Genomic DNA, 16,364 nt, shown 5'->3' on the forward strand with positions numbered 1-16,364 from the left:
TTAATCCTCGATTGGCCGGTCGCGTGCGAGCGGCAGGCGGATGACGAAGCGCGAGCCGGCGAGCCGGTCTTCGCGCGATTCGACGGTGATCCTGCCCTGATGCCCTTCCACGATGGTGCGCGCAATCGCGAGGCCCAGGCCGGAATGTTGGCCGAACGCCTCCGTCGCGGGGCGGATCGACTGAAAGCGGAGGAACACGTCCTCGCGCGCCTCTTCCGGCACGCCGGGCCCCTCGTCCTCTACCCGCACCACCAACTCGCGACTCTCGCGCGTCACCGCCACGGTGATCAGCCCGCCATCGGGCGAAAAAGACAGCGCGTTGTCCAGCACATTCTCGAATACGCGCTCCAGCCGCGCGCCTTCGCCCAGCACCATGCATGGTCCACCCGCGCTGCGGTCGAAGCGCAGGCGAATGCCGCGCTCGACGCCGCGCTGGTCGCGCTGCCCAAGCAGTCCCTCCAGCAGTGCCGCGACATCGATCCGCTCGAAGGTTGCGCGACTCAGCTGCGCATCGAGCCGCGAGGCTTCCGAAATGTCGGTGATCAGCCGGTCGAGCCGGTGGACATCGTCATGGACGATCGCCAGCAGTCGCGCCTGCAGTTCTGGATCGGTGACGCGGCCCAGCCCATCCACCGCCGAGCGCAGAGAGGCGAGCGGGTTCTTCAGCTCATGCGTCACATCGGCCGCGAACGCCTCGGTCGCATCGATTCGCGCGCGCAGGGCCAGGCTCATGTCGGACAGCGCGCGGGCAAGGCTGCCGATCTCGTCGCGGCGGTCCGGCAGGCGCGGCACCACCACCTCGCGCGCGCGTCCCAACCGCACCCGCACCGCCGCGCGCGCCAACCGTCGCAAGGGGCGCACGATGGTGCGCGCCAGGAATAGCGACAGCAGCACGGACACCAGCGTCACCACCAGTAGGACGACGCCAAGGCGAAACCGCTCGACGCGCACGGTCTGCGTGATGTCGCGGGCGTTGACTGTGGTCAGCACGACGCCGTCGTCGCCGATCGGCGACGCGGCGGTGATGACGGGGGTGCGGTCGGGCGCGCGCCACACGGTCGCGGCGATGATCTTGCCCTCGCGCGCCGCCTTTGCGTCGGGCCACGCCGCGCCGTCGCGCCGCTCGCGATACAAAGGCGCCCGCGGCGCACCGACGACGGTGTCTATGGTGGCGTCCAGAAAGCGCGCAACGCCCTGGCCGGACGCATCCTTGTCGGGATCGGCGAGGACGAAGTTGCGTATGCCCAGCGAGCGGCTGTCCGCGGTCAGCGCACCGTCGGCGCGGTAGAGGCGGATGCGGACGCCCATCTCCTCGGCCAGCCGCGCCACCATCTCGTCACGGCGGCGGTTTCCCCCGGCCGTTATCGCGTCACCGATCAGCCGCGCCTCGCGCAACGCCTGCGCGACCCGTCCATCCAGGATGCGTGAGCGATAGGAATCGAGGTAGAAGAATCCGCCCGCGATCAGCAGCAGCACGAAAATGTTGACCGCCAGAATACGGCGCGTGAGCGAGATCTGCCCCGACCAGCGAAGCGCGAGGTCGCCCGTCTCGGCCGGGTCCTCAGTCGTCGGTAAATCTGTATCCGGCGCCATATAGTGTCTCGATGGCGTCGAAGCTGGGATCGACCTGCCGGAATTTGCGTCGCAGCCGCTTGATGTGGCTGTCGATGGTGCGGTCGTCGACATAGATGTCGTCCTGATACGCCGCATCCATCAGCTGATTGCGCGTCTTCACGATTCCGGGCCGTTGCGCCAGCGTCTCGAGGATCATGAATTCGGTGACGGTCAGCACCACCGGCTCGCCGGCCCAGGTGGTGCGGTGCCGTGCGGGGTCCATCAGCAGCCGCCCGCGCTCCAGCGGTTCGGTCGCGATCATCTCCCCGTCGCCGCTGGGCTGGGCGATCTCGGCGCGGCGCAGGATAGCGCGGATGCGCGCGAGCAGCAGCCGCTGGCTGAACGGCTTTGCGATATAATCGTCCGCACCCATTGCCAGGCCAAGCGCCTCGTCCAGCTCGTCGTCCTTGCTGGTCAGGAAGATCACCGGCACCTGGCTCTTCTCCCGCAGCCGGCGCAGCAGCTCCAGCCCGTCCATGCGCGGCATCTTGATGTCGAAGATGCACAGATCGGGCGGGTTTTCAGTGAGCGCCTTCAATGCCGTCTCGCCATCGGCATAGACGCGCGTCAGGAACCCTTCGGTCTGAAGGGCGATCGACACCGACGTCAGGATATTGCGGTCGTCGTCGACCAGGGCGATCGTGGCCGTCATCGCACCAGGGGTTAGGGCAATCCGTCGGGCCGCTCAACCAAGGTGATTTGACGCTGTCCGCAGGGCTGCGATAAGCGCACGCACAAAGGGCGCAGCGCCCCAAGCATTTGTCCGGAAGAGGATCACCGTTGAGCCAGCGTATTCCCGCCATCGATCTGGCGGCAGGCCTTCACACCACCATCAGCCCCGACGCGCGGGTTCACTGGAACCTGCATGCACCGCAGCTGGTGGAGGCCGCGATCGCACGGGGCGAGGGCCGCCTTGCCAAGGACGGACCGCTGGTGGTGGAGACGGGGCCGCATACGGGTCGCTCCGTGCGCGACCGCTTCATCGTCCGCGACGCGACCACGGAGGACACGGTCTGGTGGGGCAAGTCCAACCAGGCGATGGACGCAGGCGCGTTCGCTCGCCTGAGGCAGGACTTCCTGGCGGCGCTAGGCGAGAAGCAGGAGCTGTTCGTGCAGGACCTGTTCGGCGGGTCGCAGCCGAGCCACCGGGTCCGCGTCCGAGTCGTCAACGAACTCGCCTGGCACAACCTCTTCATCCGCAACATGCTCGTCCGGCCCGAAGAGGGCGAGCTCGCCGGCTTCGCACCCGAATACACGATCATCGATCTGCCCAGCTTCCGCGCCGATCCATCGCGTCACGGCTGCCGGGGCGAGACGGTGATTGCGGTGTCGTTCACCGACAAGCTGATCCTGATCGGCGGCACCCGCTATGGCGGCGAGATGAAGAAGTCGGTGTTCAGCCTGCTGAACTACCTGCTGCCGCCGACCGGCGTCATGCCCATGCATTGTTCGGCAAACATCGGGCCAAAAGGCGACACGGCGATCTTCTTCGGCCTGTCGGGGACCGGCAAGACGACGCTCAGCGCCGATGCCAGCCGCACGCTGATCGGCGACGACGAGCATGGCTGGTCGGACACCGCCGTCTTCAACTTCGAGGGCGGCTGCTACGCCAAGACCATCCGCCTGTCGGCCGAGGCGGAGCCGGAGATCTTCGCGACGACGAAGCGGTTCGGCACCGTGCTCGAGAATGTGGTGATGGACCCCACCACCCGCACGCTCGACCTGGACGATCCGACGCTCGCGGAGAACAGCCGTGCGGTCTATCCGATCAACTTCATTCCCAACGCATCGGCCGACAATCTCGGCCCCGTGCCGAAGAACATGATCTTCCTGACCGCGGACGCCTATGGCGTGATGCCGCCGATCGCAAAGCTGACGCCCGATCAGGCGATGTACCATTTCCTGTCCGGCTACACCGCGCGCGTCGCGGGAACGGAGATCGGCGTGGTCGAGCCGGACGCGACGTTCTCCACCTGCTTCGGCGCGCCGTTCATGCCTCGCCACCCGTCGGTCTACGGCAATCTGCTCAAGGAGCGTATCGCGGCCGGCGGCGTCGCCTGCTGGCTGGTCAATACCGGCTGGACCGGCGGCAAGTACGGCGTCGGCCATCGCATGCCGATCAAGGTCACGCGCGCGCTGCTCAACGCGGCGCTCGACGGCTCGCTCAATGATGCCGCGTTCCGTACCGACCCGAACTTCGGCTTCCAGGTGCCAGTCAACGTCGCAGGGGTGGACTCGTTGATCCTGAACCCGCGCGCGACATGGACCGACAAGGCCGCCTACGACACAACGGCGGCACAACTGGTCGACAGGTTCATCGAGAACTTCACGCAGTTCGAGAGCCAGGTGGACGAAGGTGTCCGCCGGGCCGCGCCAAGGGTGACGCGAGAAACGCAGCCCGCGTAACCTCACCCTCTCCCCCAAGCTGGAGAGGGACAGCTCGCGAAGGCGGCACGGTCAGGGCACGGCGTCGAGTCCAGGCGGCCGATCGCTCTGCACCATGACCCAAGGTCGTTGAATCTGCCTTTCGCGACGGAAGTCGGGCCCAGTCGGCCGCGTCGCGGACTGGACCCCGCCGTCCGCCGGGGAAGCGCCTGATCCAGGCTGGGTCACACTCTGGTGGGCCGTCGTGCCCTCACCCTGAGCGCTGCGCGGTCTGCCCCTCTCGCGCTTGCGGGAGAGGGAGGGGCTCCACGATCAGAACCGACCCCTCGACCGCGACCACGCGCATGGGCGTGCCCACCGTCACATCTGCGCCCCGCGCCAGCCACACCGAGTCGCCCAGCGTCACGCGGCCCTGCCCGTCGACGAACGGCTCGGCCACCTTGACGATCTGCCCCAGCAGCCGCTGCCCGCGATCGCTCAACAGCGCGTCCTCGGTGGCGGTGGGATAGTCGCGATACCAGCGCCGCCCGATCAGCACCGCGATCGCCGACCAGACCCCGAACGCACCGAGCTGCGCCGCCAGCGGCACGTCGGGCACCGCGAAGCAGATCGCCGCCGTCGCCACCGCCGCGATGGCGAGGAAGATCAGGAACACGCCCGGCGCGAGCAGCTCCGCGCCGCCAAATATCAGTGCCAGGATCAGCCACCCAAAGGCGGGGTCGACCTTATCCACGATCAGCGATCACGCTGCCGGCGATCCTTCGCCCGACGCACCGGCCAGGCTCTTGCGTTCTTCCTGCGTCACTCGAGGCACTGACGGAACAGCCTTGGAGGTCATCGGCACAGCCTCACCCAGCGCCTCCTTCGCCAATGCGCCGATGCCGCCCAGCGTACCCATCAGCTGCGTCGCCTCGACCGGGAACAGGATCGTCTTGGCATTGGGCGAGGTCGCGAACTTGCCGATCGCCTCGACATATTTCTGCGCGACGAAATAGTTGATCGCCTGAACCCCGCCGCGCTCGATCGCATCGGACACTGCGGTGGTGGCGCTCGCCTCCGCCTGCGCCGCGCGCTCGCGTGCCTCCGCGTCGCGAAAGGCGGACTCCTTGCGGCCCTCCGCCTCCAGGATGCGCGCCTGCTTCTGCCCTTCGGCGCGCAGGATTTCGGATGCGCGCGAGCCTTCCGCCTCCAGGATGTTGGCGCGCTTCTCGCGCTCAGCCTTCATCTGCCGGCCCATCGCGTTGACGATGTCGGCGGGCGGACGGATGTCCTTGATCTCGACGCGGGTGATCTTCACGCCCCAGGGATTGGTCGCGTGATCGACCACGCCCAGCAGCCGCGCATTGATCTCGTCGCGTTTGGACAGCGTCTCGTCGAGGTCCATCGACCCCATCACCGTGCGCAGGTTGGTGGTGGTGATCTGCTGCAACGCGACGAGCAGGTCGGACACCTCGTATGCGGCCTTGGCGGGGTCGAGCACCTGGAAAAACACGACGCCGTCGGTCGAGACCATCGCATTGTCGCGGGTGATGATCTCCTGCCCCGGGATGTCGATCACCTGTTCCATCATGTTCACCTTGCGGCCGACACGATAGAAAAAGGCGGGGTAGAAGTTGAAACCCGGCCGCGCGACGCTGGTGAACCGCCCGAAATGCTCGATCGTATATTGATAGCCCTGCCGGACGATCTTGATCGACGCGAACAGGTAGAACAGCACCAGCGTCAGCGCGAGTGCGGCTAAGGTCAGGCCCATCGAAACGTCACTCCCCCTGAGTTCGAACGAACATAGCAGGGCAGGGGCGACCGGCCTAGCCGCGCGCGGCGGATGCGGTTACATGGTCCGCCACTCCCGCGCAGGACTTAGGCACTTCATGGACATTCGGCTTGGCCTGACCTTCGACGACGTACTGCTCGTGCCTGCGGAGTCGGAGGTGTTGCCGAGCATGGCGGACACCCGCACCGAGCTGACGCGCGGCATCCGGCTCAACATCCCGATCCTGTCCTCGGCGATGGACACGGTGACGGAGGCCGACATGGCGATCGCGATGGCGCAGCTGGGCGGCATCGGCGTGCTCCACCGCAACCTGTCGGTGGACGAGCAGGTCGCCGCCGTGCGGCAGGTCAAGCGGTTCGAATCCGGCATGGTCGTCAATCCGATCACGATCGCGCCCGATGCCACGTTGGCGGACGCGCAGGCGTTGATGAAGAGCAACCGGATCAGCGGCATCCCGGTGGTGGAAGCGAACGGCCGACTGGTCGGCATCCTCACCAACCGCGACGTGCGCTTTGCCGAGAACCCGAAACAGCCGGTCGCCGAGCTGATGACGCACGACAACCTCGCTACGGTGTCGGTCGGCGTCGGGCAGGAGGAGGCGCGGCGCCTGCTCCACCAGCGTCGCATTGAAAAGCTGCTGGTGGTGGACGAGGCGTATCGTTGCGTCGGCCTGATCACCGTCAAGGACATGGAACGCGCGATCACCTACCCGAACGCCACCAAGGACGCCGCCGGCCGCCTTCGCGTCGCCGCCGCGACGACAGTCGGCGACAAGGGTTTCGAGCGTACGGAGGCGCTGGTCGATGCCGAGTGCGACCTGATCGTCATTGACACTGCTCATGGCCACAACCGCGACGTCGCGCGCGCGGTCGAGCGGGTGAAGCGGCTCTCCAATTCGGTGCAGGTCATGGCCGGCAATGTCGCCACCGCCGAGGCGACCCGCGCCCTGGCCGGCGCCGGCGCCGACGCGGTCAAGGTCGGCATCGGTCCGGGCTCGATCTGCACCACCCGTGTCGTCGCCGGCGTCGGCGTGCCGCAGCTGACCGCCGTGCTGGAATGCGCCGAGGCCGGACGCAAGCTGGGCGTGCCGGTGATCGCCGACGGCGGCATCCGCACCTCCGGCGACATCGCCAAGGCACTCGCGGCGGGCGCATCGAGCGTGATGATCGGCTCGCTGCTCGCCGGCACCGACGAGGCGCCCGGTGATACGTTCCTGTACCAGGGCCGTGCCTACAAATCCTATCGCGGCATGGGCTCGGTCGGCGCGATGGGGCGCGGCTCGGCGGACCGCTACTTCCAGGGCGACGTGCGCGATCAGATGAAGCTGGTTCCCGAAGGCATCGAAGGACAGGTGCCGTTCAAGGGGCCGGCGCGTGACGTCGTCCACCAGCTCGTCGGCGGGGTGAAGGCGGCAATGGGCTATACGGGCGCAGGCACGCTGGCCGAGCTGCGCGAACGCGCGCGGTTCGTGCAGATCACCGGCGCGGGGTTGATGGAGAGCCACGTCCATGACGTGACGATCACGCGGGAAGCACCGAACTATCCGACGCGCTAGCGTGGCGGTGCGGTACCAACCCTCTCCCGCCTGTGCGGGAGGTGAGGGCCTTCTTATGCTGCTCGCAAGAAGAAGACCCTCACCGCTGCGACTAAGCGTCTGCTACGCAGCCGCTAAGTCTCGCTCCTCTCCCGCAAAAGCGGGAGCGGGCAACAAAGGTCGCACATCCCCATGACACCCCCCGCCCGTACCCAGGCCGCGATCGAGCTCCTCGACGCCATCATCCTCTCCGCACGCGAAGGCGGGGCGGCGGCGGACACGCTGATCGCGCGCTATTTCGCGACGCGGCGCTACGCCGGCTCGAAGGACCGGCGCGCGGTGCGGGAGCTGATCTACGCTGCGATCCGCGCGTGCGGCGAGCGGCCGGCGAGCGGCCGAGCGGCCATGCTGGCGGTCGCCGCCAGCGACACGGACGTGCGTGCGACTTTCGACGGCTCCGCGCACGGACCCGCCCCCGTGGCTGCCGACGAGGTGCCCGCAAAGTGCGGCGTCGCCCCCGCCTGGTTGGTCCGGTCCTTGAAGGCGTCGGGTCTGGATCACGACGCCATCGGTGCGCTCGTCGACCGTGCGCCGCTCGACATCCGCGTCAACCGGCTGATGGGCTCGCCGGAAGACGTGATGACGCAGCTTGGTGCGGGAGAGGCGATTGCCGGACTGCCCGACGCGGTCCGTCTCCAAGCCGGCACCAATGTCGCGTCGCTCGGCGGGCTGGTCGAAGTTCAGGACGCGGGCAGTCAGATCGTCGCACTGGCCGCGCGCGCCGCGCCGGGAACGCGGGTCGTCGATCTGTGCGCAGGTGGCGGCGGCAAGACGCTGGCGCTCGCCGCAGCGATGGCCAACGAGGGTGTCATCCTCGCAACCGATACCGATCGCGGCCGGTTGTCGCGGCTCGGTCCGCGCGCCGACCGGGCTGGGGTCATGATCGTCCAGACCCGCCTGCTCGATCCGGGGCAGGAGGCGATGGCGCTCGAGGACTGGATGGGCACCGCCGATGTGGTGCTGGTCGACGCGCCATGTTCGGGCACCGGCACCTGGCGTCGCAATCCCGAGGCACGCTGGCGACTGACCCCCACCCGCATCGAACGGCTGATCGAGACCCAGCGCGGCATCCTTGCGGTGGCGGCGAAGCTGGTGCGCCCGGGCGGGGCGCTCGTCTACATCGTCTGCTCGCTCCTCGATGGCGAAGGCGTCGAGCAGGTCACGGCGTTCTTGAAAGGCCGTCCGGGCTGGACGGCGGATCGCCTGTCGCTGCCGGCCGGCCGGCCGCATGGCGCGGGCGTGCGCCTCGATCCCGCAAGCGACGCCACCGACGGCTTTTTTGTCGCGCGCCTGCTTGCCCCATGCTAGCGATGCGGGTGTGGGATCTCGCCTGGAGTTGATGATGCGTTCCTTGCCGCTCGTGGTAGCCGCCGGTCTGGCGCTGGTGTCGATCTCCACCTCGCTGCAAGGCCAGCGCGCCGTGTCACCGGTGGATACGCGCTCGCTGCAGTTGCTGGCCGATGGTCGCGCGGCGCGCGCGGCGGGCAACATGGACGCAGCCGTCGACGCGTTCGAGACCGCGGTGGCGGTCGATCCGCGCAATCGTGCCGCTTTCGTGGCGCTGGCCGATGCCGCCGAGGCGCGCGGCCTGCCCGGCAAGGCGATCCGCCTCTATCGCGAGGCGCTGCTGCTCGAACCAAACGATGTCGCCGCGCTGGCCGGGCAGGGCGAGGCGCTGGTCGCCAAGGGCGCGGTCAAACGCGCCCGCGAAAACCTCGCGCGCATTCGCACCATCTGCAAGAAGGGCTGCGGCGAGGCGACGCAACTCGCCGCCGTGATCGCGAAGGGTCCGCCGATCACCACCGCGCAGGCGGTCACGCCGCCGGCGAACCGCCCGTAAGCCGGGCGAGCGCTACCCACTCCTCGATCGTCACCGTCTCCGCCCGCCGCGAAACGTCGATGCCGAGCACTTCCGCCGCCGCGAGTGCGCCCGGCACGCCCTTCAGGCTCTGCCGAAGCATCTTGCGCCGCTGACCGAACGCCGCGGCGGTCAACCGTTCCAGATCGCGCACGGCGACGCCCGCCGGTGCCTCGACGGGCTCGATATGCACCACCGCCGACATCACCTTGGGCGGCGGCGTAAAGGCGGAGCGATGCACCGGCATCGCGATCCGCGCCGTCGAGCGCCACTGCGCCAGCACCGCCAGCCGCCCGAAGGCATCGTCTCCGGCCTTGGCGACGATGCGCTCGGCTACCTCCCGCTGGAACATCAGCGTCGCCGACGCCCACCAGGGCCGCCAGTCGGTGGTCAGCCAGCCGACCAGCAAGGCGGTGCCGATATTGTAGGGCAGGTTGGCGACAATGTGCGGCTTGCCCTCGAACTGCGCCGGAAGGTCGACGGCGAGCGCGTCGCCCTCGATCACCACAAGGCGGCCGGGATAGACACTGCCCAGCTCGGCGAGCGCGGGCATGCAACGTCGGTCGCGCTCCACCGCCGTCACGCGCGCCCCGGCGGCGAGCAGCGCGCGCGTCAGCCCGCCGGGGCCAGGCCCGACTTCCAGCACCTCGGCATCGGTCAGCTCGCCCGGCACGGCGGCGATGCGCGCGAGCAGCTGGCCGTCGAACAGGAAGTTCTGGCCCAGCGCCTTGCTCGCCTGCAGCCCGTGGCGCGCGACCACGTCACGCAGCGGCGGCAGCGTCACGATGCCCGCCGTGCGGCCGCCTCGCCCGCCATGCGGATCGCGGCGATCATCGCGCCGGGTTCGGCCAAGTCCTTGCCGGCGATATCGAACGCGGTGCCGTGATCGGGCGATGTCCTGACGATCGGCAGTCCCAGCGTGATGTTGACCCCCTCGTCGAAATGCAGCGTCTTGAGCGGGATCAGCGCCTGGTCGTGATACGGGCACAGCACCGCGTCATAGCCGGCGCGCGCGCGGGGCTGGAACAGCGTGTCCGCCGCCCATGGCCCGGTCACATCGATGCCCTCGGCGCGCAGGGCGGCGATCGCGGGGGCGATCACCTCGATCTCCTCGCGCCCGATCGAGCCGCCTTCGCCCGCATGCGGGTTCAGCCCCGCCACCGCCAGCCGCGGCGCTGCGATCCCGAAGTCCTGCCGCAACCCTTCCGCAGTCGTGCGTGCCTTGCCGACGATCAGCGCGATCGTGAGCAATCGCGACACATCCGCGAGCGGCACATGCACCGTCATCGGGACGACTCGAAGACCCGGCCCCGCGAGCATCATCACCGCGTCGCCCGCCGCCCGCCCGCAACGGTCGGCGACGAACTCCGTCTGCCCGGGATGAGTGAAGCCGACGCGATAGAGCTGCGCCTTGGACACCGGCCCGGTCACCAGCGCCGCCGCCGAGCCGTCGCGCACCAGCCGCGTGGCCAGCTCCAGCGCATCGAGCGCCGCGCGCGCGCCCGTGTCCGTCGGCTGCCCCGGCGTCACGGGCCCGGCAGGGGAACAGGCCAGCACGGGCAGAGCGGAGCCGAACGCCTCGACCCCCGCCTCGATGGTCGCCGCTACGACGATCGGCCCGCGCCACGCTGCGCGGATCGCGTCCGCGTCACCCACGACGACAAAGGGCGGCAGATCGCCCGCCGCCCATGCCTTGCCGATGATCTCCGGCCCGATGCCCGCCGGGTCGCCCATCGAGACGGCCAGCGGGAGCATCCGGTCAGCGATAATCGACCACCGCATCGCGCCGCAGGTCGCGCAGCTTCTGTTGCGCGCGCAGGTTGACCCGGGTCTGTTCCAGCTGGTTCTGCACCTGATCGGCACGCGGCAGATCGGCGCCGCGCACATCGTCGCGGCCGCACAGTACCAGCGAGCGAACGCCCTCGACCGGCGAGCCGAATGGCGGCGTCGCCTGGCCGATCTGCAGTTTCAGGATGATCTCCTGCAACGGCGCGGGCAGCTGGCGAACCTGGATCGAGTCGTTGTCGACCACCTCCGCACCCAGCGCTGCCCCCACCCGGTCGGCGGTGCCGCACCCCTGCAGCGTTCTCAGCCCGTTGGCGAACGCGGCCGCCCGCGCCGTCGCATCGGCCTGCGTCGTGTTGGGGGGGAAGCGCAAGGTCAGCTGCTTCAGGCTCAGCTTCGCATCGCGCGGATCGGCGGTCAGTACCTGACGCTTGTCCGTGAGGTACAGGATGGAGAACCCGCCCGAGTTGGGGATCGGACCCGCGACCTGTCCGATCTGCATCTCCGAGGCCGCCTGGGCCAGTTCGGGGGGCAGCACCGCGCCGCGTACCCAGCCCAGGTCCCCGCCCTTACCCTTGAGCGACGTCTCGGTGTACTGGTTGGCGAGCACCTCGAAGGGCTGCGTGCCCTTGGCCAGATCGGCGATGATCTCGCGCGCCTTGCCGAACACGCGCTGCTCGTTGGCTGAGTCCGCCTTGAGGAATATCTCCTTGACGTTGAACTCCTGCGTTCCCTGCGCCGCTTTCAGACGATCCAGGATGCCCTTGACCTCCTGGTCGCCGACATTGACGAACGGCTCCACCCGGCGGCGCAGATAACGCTGCCAGGCCAGCTCGGCCTCGATCTCGCGCTTCAGCGAACGGTCCGACGAGCCGGCCGCCGCGAGGATCGCCGGCAGCTTGTCCGCCGTCGTCTTGAAGCTCGCCTGCGCGGTGCGCGCAAAGGCCTGCGTCACCTCGGCGGGCGTGACGGTGATATCGGCGGTCTTCGCCTCCTGCACCTGCAACGTCTCGTCGATCAGTTGGCGCAGGATCTGCAATCGCAACCGGTCGCGTTCCTCACCCGGAATTCGGCCGACGGGTACGTTGTTGTACAGCGCGATCAGCGCCATCCGGTGGTCGACGTCGGTGCCCGTGATGACGGTGTTGTTGACGATCGCGGTCGGCTTGCGGACATTCGGGTCCACCTTGCCGAAGATCTGCAGGTTGGCGGGGATATCCAGGCCCGTTTCCGGCACGGTCGTGTCGCGCACGGTCTGGGCCGGAATCGCGGAGGCGCCGGCCGTCGCCAGCATCAGCGCCGCCGCACTCATCAGACCGGCGGTCTTGTTCTTTGAACCAAAGCTAATCACCTGCCATCCACTCCCAGCGCGCGCATCGTGCGACGACGGCCGCGACTGCCCAACTCACCCTGAACGCGCGCTTAGCGACCGAGGTTGGTGAATGCCAGTGACAACAGGAAGCTGTTGCCCCGCCGCGCGTCGCCCGTATCCTGGTAGTCACGGCGCCAGGTCAACCCGAAGCGCAGGCAGTCGTCCTCATACTGCACGCCCAGGCGATGCCGCACGGGTTCGAACCCGTCCGCGAGGCTCAGCGGGTCTTCGCGTCGATTGGTCAGATCGACGACCCCGGATGCAAAGGCCGACCAGAAACGCTTGATCTGTATCCTGCCTGCGACGCGCAGCTCCTCGCGGTCCTGTAAATCCTCGATCGCGGGGAAAATATTCCGATCCAGCCGAAGGTAGCCGATCAGGGCATAGTTCTGCTGCGACCCGACCGTCGCGTCGACCTCGTTGCGGCGGAAGGCAAAGTCGTCCTTGTCGATCCGATAGCGGTGCGTGAAGGATACGAGGTCGCGCACCCGTATCTCCGTCCGCCCGGTGATGTCGGACAGGCGATCCGACAGCCCGGTGCCGTCGGGCAAAATCGACGCGCGGCGGGTCAGGCGATAGCTTTGCCCGGCGACGGCATTGATCCGCAGCCCCGGGCGGTCGAACGCCCATTCCGCACCGTAAGTCACCCGCGTCGTGTCCTCGAACCGATCATAGCCGGGGAAGCGGTTGAGCGCGAACAGGTTGGCGTCGTCCAGATCGACCGCGCGCGAATCCTCGTTGGGCAGCGTCAAATTGGCGATGCGCGGCGACGCGACGACCTGCAGGCGAGGGGTCAGCCGTTGCGTCCCACCACCGAACGCGCCGATCAGCGGCCAGCGCAGGTCCGCCGCCACCGCGCCGATCGCGCGGGTGCGGAACCCTTCGACCCCACGATAGCTCGCGATCGCAGTCGTCAGCGTATCCTTGGTGTTGTAGGCATCGGCACGCGCGAACCCGGTCAGCACCAGTTCCTGGCCACCGCCGGTCAGCAGCCGTCGGTCCCAGCGCGCGCTCGCGAACGCGCGCTGCGTGTCCTGTCCGTCGGTGCGGGTCAGCGCCAGGCTGTTGAGCTGCACCTCCAGCCGACCGCCGCCCAGACCGTTGAAGCGTCGGCGATAATCGATTTCCGGCAATGCGATCGGCTGCAGACCCTGGTTGTCGGCGACGCGCAGCGTCTGCACCGACCAGCCGGTCAGCGCGAAATAGCTGTCCGCATCGATCCGCTCCAGCGAGGCGGTCGATCGCAGCCGATCGTCGCGGGAGATGTCGTACCGGCGCAGAAAGGTGCGATCGGTCGTGCGCCGCAGCGAGCCGCTCGCCGACCAGTTCGGCGACAACTGATAGCGCGCGACCGCGTCCAGATAGCCGCGGAACGCCATTTCCGTAGGGGTATTGGCGGCGGTCGACAGGTCGTCGCTGCGCCGGCTGGCGGTGGCATAGCCGGTGACGCGGAACGCGCCCGTCTGCCCCAACGCGTCATACTGCAGCTGCATCATCGGCAGCACCGCGGTGAACAGATGCGGGGTGATCGTCAGCCCGCGATTGGGAGCGAGCGCCAGATAATAGGGGAGGGCGACCTCCAGCCCGTTGACCGTCTTGTACCGGATGTCGGGGGCCAGCAGCCCACTGTCGCTGCGATTGCCGACGGGGGCGGAAAATCGCGGCAGGGGAATGGTGGGCAGCCCGAAGAGGTGGAAACGGCCACCGGTGAAATAGATGCGCTCACGCTCGGGGCGGTAGGTTATGCGCACCGCCGTGATCTTCCACGACGGTTCCTTGGGGCAGTTCGCGGCGTTCACGACCGCGCACGGCGTATAGGCGGCGCTGTTCAGATTGACCGTGCCGTCCGCCTCGCGGGTGCCGCGCGCCGCCGCCATCCGTCCGCCGCGTTCCAGCACGACCAGCATGTTCTCGACCGCCCCATCGCGAAGGCTGTCGGTCAACTCGATCGAGTCACCATAGGCGATGTCGCCCTGCGGGTTGGTGACGGCGATGTTGCCGGTGGCGACGACCTTGCCGGTCTTGCGATCCCACACCACCCTGTCGGCGCGCAGGCGATTGCCCTCCCGCGACATCCGCACCTCGCCTAGCGCGGTGACCTGATCGGCGTTCGTGTCATATTCCAGCGTATCGGAAGCGAATTGCACCTGCTGCGGATCGGCAGGCGCGGGTTCTGCTGGTCTGGCGTCGGCAGCCGCCGAATCGGCGGGGAGTGGTGGCGCAACGAGCCGGTCCTGCAAATCCTGAGCCGCTCCCGGCGCGGCGAGGCACAGGGCGATGGCGGCCGAACTCGCCGAAAGAAGGTGACGCAACACGAGTGAACCCGACCCCTTCGACGCCAACGCTCAATCGCCTATCGCAGCGTCGGTCCCACCGCAATCGCGCGCTTGCCTAAGCGTCGGGCCGGACTAGAGGAATGGTGTCAACGACGTTCTTCGAGGCATCTCTACATGCAAGTCACTTTCGCGCCCGCCGCCGACCACGCGGCGATCCTTGTCATGCCTGTCGAAACGGATGGGCTCGCGCGGCTTGATCTGGGCGACGCGCGATCGCTTGCGGACGCGGCCGCGCAGGCCGCCCGCTTCACGGGCGAGGCAGGGACGATGGTCGACCTGTTCGTGCCGGGCGAGCCGGTGCGCCATCGTATCCTGCTCGGCGTCGGTGCCGGAGACGAAGCCGGTTGGGCCAAGGCGGGCGGCGCGCTGACGGCGCGGCTGCTGACCTCCGGCGCAACCGAGGCGACAGTCGATCTTTCCGCCACGTCCGCAACGCCGGCCGCCGTGGCCCGATTCGCCGGGGCGGCGGGGCAGCGCGCATGGCGGCACGATGTTTACCGCACCAGGCTGCCCGAGAACCAGAAGCCCAGCCTCGCCACGCTGACCATCGTCGGCGCGCCGAACGGGACCGACGCGGCATGGCTGGCGCAGTCGGCGGTGACCGACGGCATGGCGCTGACCCGCCAGCTCGTGTCGGAGCCGCCGAACATCCTCTACCCCGAAAGCTTCGTCGAACAGGTGACCTCGTCGGTGGAGGGTCTCGGCCTCGAGGTGACGGTACTCGACACGGCGGCGATGACCGAACTCGGCATGGGCGCCTTGCTGGGCGTGGCGCAGGGATCGTCGCGGCCGGGCAGGCTGCTGGCGCTGACATGGAACGGGGCGGGTGACGGCACCCCCGCCGTGGCACTGGTCGGCAAGGGCGTGACCTTCGATACCGGCGGCATCTCCATCAAGCCGGCGGCCGGCATGGAGGACATGAAATGGGACATGGGCGGCGCCGGCGCGGTGGCGGGCGCGATGAAGGCGCTCGCCTCCCGCAAGGCCAAAGCGAACGTCATCGGCGTGATGGGGCTGGTCGAGAACATGCCCGACGGCAACGCCACCCGGCCGGGTGACATCCTGACTTCCATGTCGGGTCAGACCATCGAGGTGCTCAACACCGACGCCGAGGGCCGGCTGGTGCTCGCCGACGCGGTCACCTGGGTGCAGCGCACGCATGGCGTCAAGACGATCGTCGATCTGGCGACGCTGACGGGGGCCATGATCGTCGCGCTCGGCAACGAACATGGCGGGCTATTCTCTAACGATGACGATCTCGCCGCCCAACTGACCGCCGCCGGCCTGGCGACCGACGACAAGCTGTGGCGCTTTCCGCTGTCGCCCGTTTACGACAAGATGATCGACAGCCCGATCGCGGACATGAAGAACATCGGCGGCAAGGGTGCAGGCTCGATCACCGCCGCGCAGTTCATCCAGCGGTTCGTCGAGGAGGGGGTGAAATGGGCCCACCTCGACATCGCCGGGATGGTGTGGAGCGACAAGCCCGGCGTCCACCACGACAAGGGCGCAACCGGCTACGGCGTCCGCCTCCTCGACCGCTTCGTGCGCGACAATTTCGAGGTGGAAGGGGCCGCCTGACGCTTTTTCTGCCTTCCCCGGCTTCCGCCGGGGAAGGGAAGAAGGCTTAGAGGCAGCAGGCCCTA

Annotated in this window: 13 protein-coding genes; 5 read left to right on the forward strand and 8 right to left on the reverse strand. The window is 68.4% G+C overall.

What is annotated here, in order from left to right:
* Together JWN21_RS06015 and JWN21_RS06020 are read right to left on the reverse strand one after the other, a co-directional pair.
* On the reverse strand, nucleotides 1-1,593 hold the full coding sequence (locus JWN21_RS06015; RefSeq protein ID WP_299647260.1) for a stimulus-sensing domain-containing protein: 1,593 nt from the start codon (nucleotides 1,591-1,593) through the stop codon (nucleotides 1-3).
* The gene (locus tag JWN21_RS06020) at nucleotides 1,562-2,266 is read right to left on the reverse strand and encodes a response regulator transcription factor (RefSeq protein ID WP_299647262.1); all 705 of its coding nucleotides are present in this window, start codon (nucleotides 2,264-2,266) and stop codon (nucleotides 1,562-1,564) included. The genes JWN21_RS06015 and JWN21_RS06020 overlap by 32 nt, the downstream gene beginning before the upstream one ends.
* 140 nt (nucleotides 2,267-2,406) lie before the next feature.
* Here JWN21_RS06020 and JWN21_RS06025 point away from each other — a divergent pair, with 140 nt between their 5' ends.
* On the forward strand, nucleotides 2,407-4,020 hold the full coding sequence (locus JWN21_RS06025; RefSeq protein WP_299647311.1) for a phosphoenolpyruvate carboxykinase: 1,614 nt from the start codon (nucleotides 2,407-2,409) through the stop codon (nucleotides 4,018-4,020).
* Between the two features lie 229 nt (nucleotides 4,021-4,249).
* Here JWN21_RS06025 and JWN21_RS06030 read toward each other — a convergent pair whose 3' ends face one another.
* Together JWN21_RS06030 and JWN21_RS06035 are read right to left on the reverse strand one after the other, a co-directional pair.
* The gene (locus tag JWN21_RS06030) at nucleotides 4,250-4,732 is read right to left on the reverse strand and encodes an NfeD family protein (RefSeq protein ID WP_299647264.1); all 483 of its coding nucleotides are present in this window, start codon (nucleotides 4,730-4,732) and stop codon (nucleotides 4,250-4,252) included.
* Nucleotides 4,733-4,741: 9 nt separating this feature from the next.
* Nucleotides 4,742-5,752, reverse strand: a complete 1,011-nt coding sequence (locus JWN21_RS06035) for an SPFH domain-containing protein (RefSeq protein ID WP_299647266.1) — start codon at nucleotides 5,750-5,752, stop codon at nucleotides 4,742-4,744.
* 118 nt (nucleotides 5,753-5,870) lie between these two features.
* Between JWN21_RS06035 and guaB the strand changes: the two genes are divergently transcribed.
* The 3 genes from guaB (at nucleotide 5,871) to JWN21_RS06050 (ending at nucleotide 9,207) form a co-directional block, all read left to right on the forward strand.
* Nucleotides 5,871-7,328 carry an IMP dehydrogenase gene (gene guaB / locus JWN21_RS06040; protein WP_299647268.1) on the forward strand — a complete coding sequence of 486 codons (1,458 nt, stop codon included), beginning with the start codon at nucleotides 5,871-5,873 and terminating at the stop codon, nucleotides 7,326-7,328.
* 171 nt (nucleotides 7,329-7,499) lie between these two features.
* A complete protein-coding gene (locus JWN21_RS06045; protein ID WP_299647270.1) occupies nucleotides 7,500-8,675 on the forward strand; it encodes an RsmB/NOP family class I SAM-dependent RNA methyltransferase in 1,176 nt (391 codons plus the stop codon).
* A gap of 34 nt (nucleotides 8,676-8,709) precedes the next feature.
* Nucleotides 8,710-9,207, forward strand: coding sequence for a tetratricopeptide repeat protein (locus JWN21_RS06050; RefSeq protein WP_299647272.1), 498 nt, complete (start codon nucleotides 8,710-8,712; stop codon nucleotides 9,205-9,207).
* Here JWN21_RS06050 and rsmA read toward each other — a convergent pair.
* The 4 genes from rsmA to JWN21_RS06070 all read right to left on the reverse strand — a co-directional run bounded on the left by rsmA (nucleotide 9,182) and on the right by JWN21_RS06070 (nucleotide 14,697).
* Nucleotides 9,182-10,012: a 16S rRNA (adenine(1518)-N(6)/adenine(1519)-N(6))-dimethyltransferase RsmA gene (rsmA, locus tag JWN21_RS06055; protein ID WP_299647313.1), complete on the reverse strand. Its 831-nt coding sequence runs from the start codon at nucleotides 10,010-10,012 to the stop codon at nucleotides 9,182-9,184. The two genes, JWN21_RS06050 and rsmA, sit on opposite strands and share 26 nt — an antisense overlap.
* Nucleotides 10,006-10,980, reverse strand: a complete 975-nt coding sequence (pdxA, locus tag JWN21_RS06060; RefSeq protein ID WP_299647274.1) for a 4-hydroxythreonine-4-phosphate dehydrogenase PdxA — start codon at nucleotides 10,978-10,980, stop codon at nucleotides 10,006-10,008. The genes rsmA and pdxA overlap by 7 nt, the downstream gene beginning before the upstream one ends.
* Nucleotides 10,981-10,984: 4 nt before the next feature.
* Complete coding sequence (locus JWN21_RS06065; RefSeq protein ID WP_299647276.1) at nucleotides 10,985-12,361, reverse strand: peptidylprolyl isomerase; 1,377 nt, start codon at nucleotides 12,359-12,361, stop codon at nucleotides 10,985-10,987.
* Nucleotides 12,362-12,432: 71 nt separating this feature from the next.
* A complete protein-coding gene (locus JWN21_RS06070; protein ID WP_299647278.1) occupies nucleotides 12,433-14,697 on the reverse strand; it encodes an LPS assembly protein LptD in 2,265 nt (754 codons plus the stop codon).
* Between the two features lie 135 nt (nucleotides 14,698-14,832).
* On the opposite strand from JWN21_RS06070, the gene JWN21_RS06075 reads away from it, so the two are divergent.
* Nucleotides 14,833-16,299 carry a leucyl aminopeptidase gene (locus JWN21_RS06075; protein WP_299647280.1) on the forward strand — a complete coding sequence of 489 codons (1,467 nt, stop codon included), beginning with the start codon at nucleotides 14,833-14,835 and terminating at the stop codon, nucleotides 16,297-16,299.
* The last annotated feature ends 65 nt before the right edge of the window (nucleotides 16,300-16,364 follow it).

The sequence above is a fragment of the Sphingomonas bacterium genome (genome assembly GCF_028292945.1).
Lineage (GTDB): Bacteria > Pseudomonadota > Alphaproteobacteria > Sphingomonadales > Sphingomonadaceae > Sphingomonas.

Excerpts from the sequence above, each read along its gene's own strand:
- JWN21_RS06015 (WP_299647260.1), bottom strand. The coding sequence starts at position 1,593 with ATGGCGCCGGATACAGATTTACCGACGACTGAGGACCCGGCCGAGACG.
- JWN21_RS06020 (WP_299647262.1), bottom strand. The coding sequence starts at position 2,266 with ATGACGGCCACGATCGCCCTGGTCGACGACGACCGCAATATCCTGACG.
- JWN21_RS06035 (WP_299647266.1), bottom strand. The coding sequence starts at position 5,752 with ATGGGCCTGACCTTAGCCGCACTCGCGCTGACGCTGGTGCTGTTCTAC.
- guaB (WP_299647268.1), top strand. The coding sequence starts at position 5,871 with ATGGACATTCGGCTTGGCCTGACCTTCGACGACGTACTGCTCGTGCCT.
- JWN21_RS06045 (WP_299647270.1), top strand. The coding sequence starts at position 7,500 with ATGACACCCCCCGCCCGTACCCAGGCCGCGATCGAGCTCCTCGACGCC.
- JWN21_RS06050 (WP_299647272.1), top strand. The coding sequence starts at position 8,710 with ATGCGTTCCTTGCCGCTCGTGGTAGCCGCCGGTCTGGCGCTGGTGTCG.
- pdxA (WP_299647274.1), bottom strand. The coding sequence starts at position 10,980 with ATGCTCCCGCTGGCCGTCTCGATGGGCGACCCGGCGGGCATCGGGCCG.
- JWN21_RS06075 (WP_299647280.1), top strand. The coding sequence starts at position 14,833 with ATGCAAGTCACTTTCGCGCCCGCCGCCGACCACGCGGCGATCCTTGTC.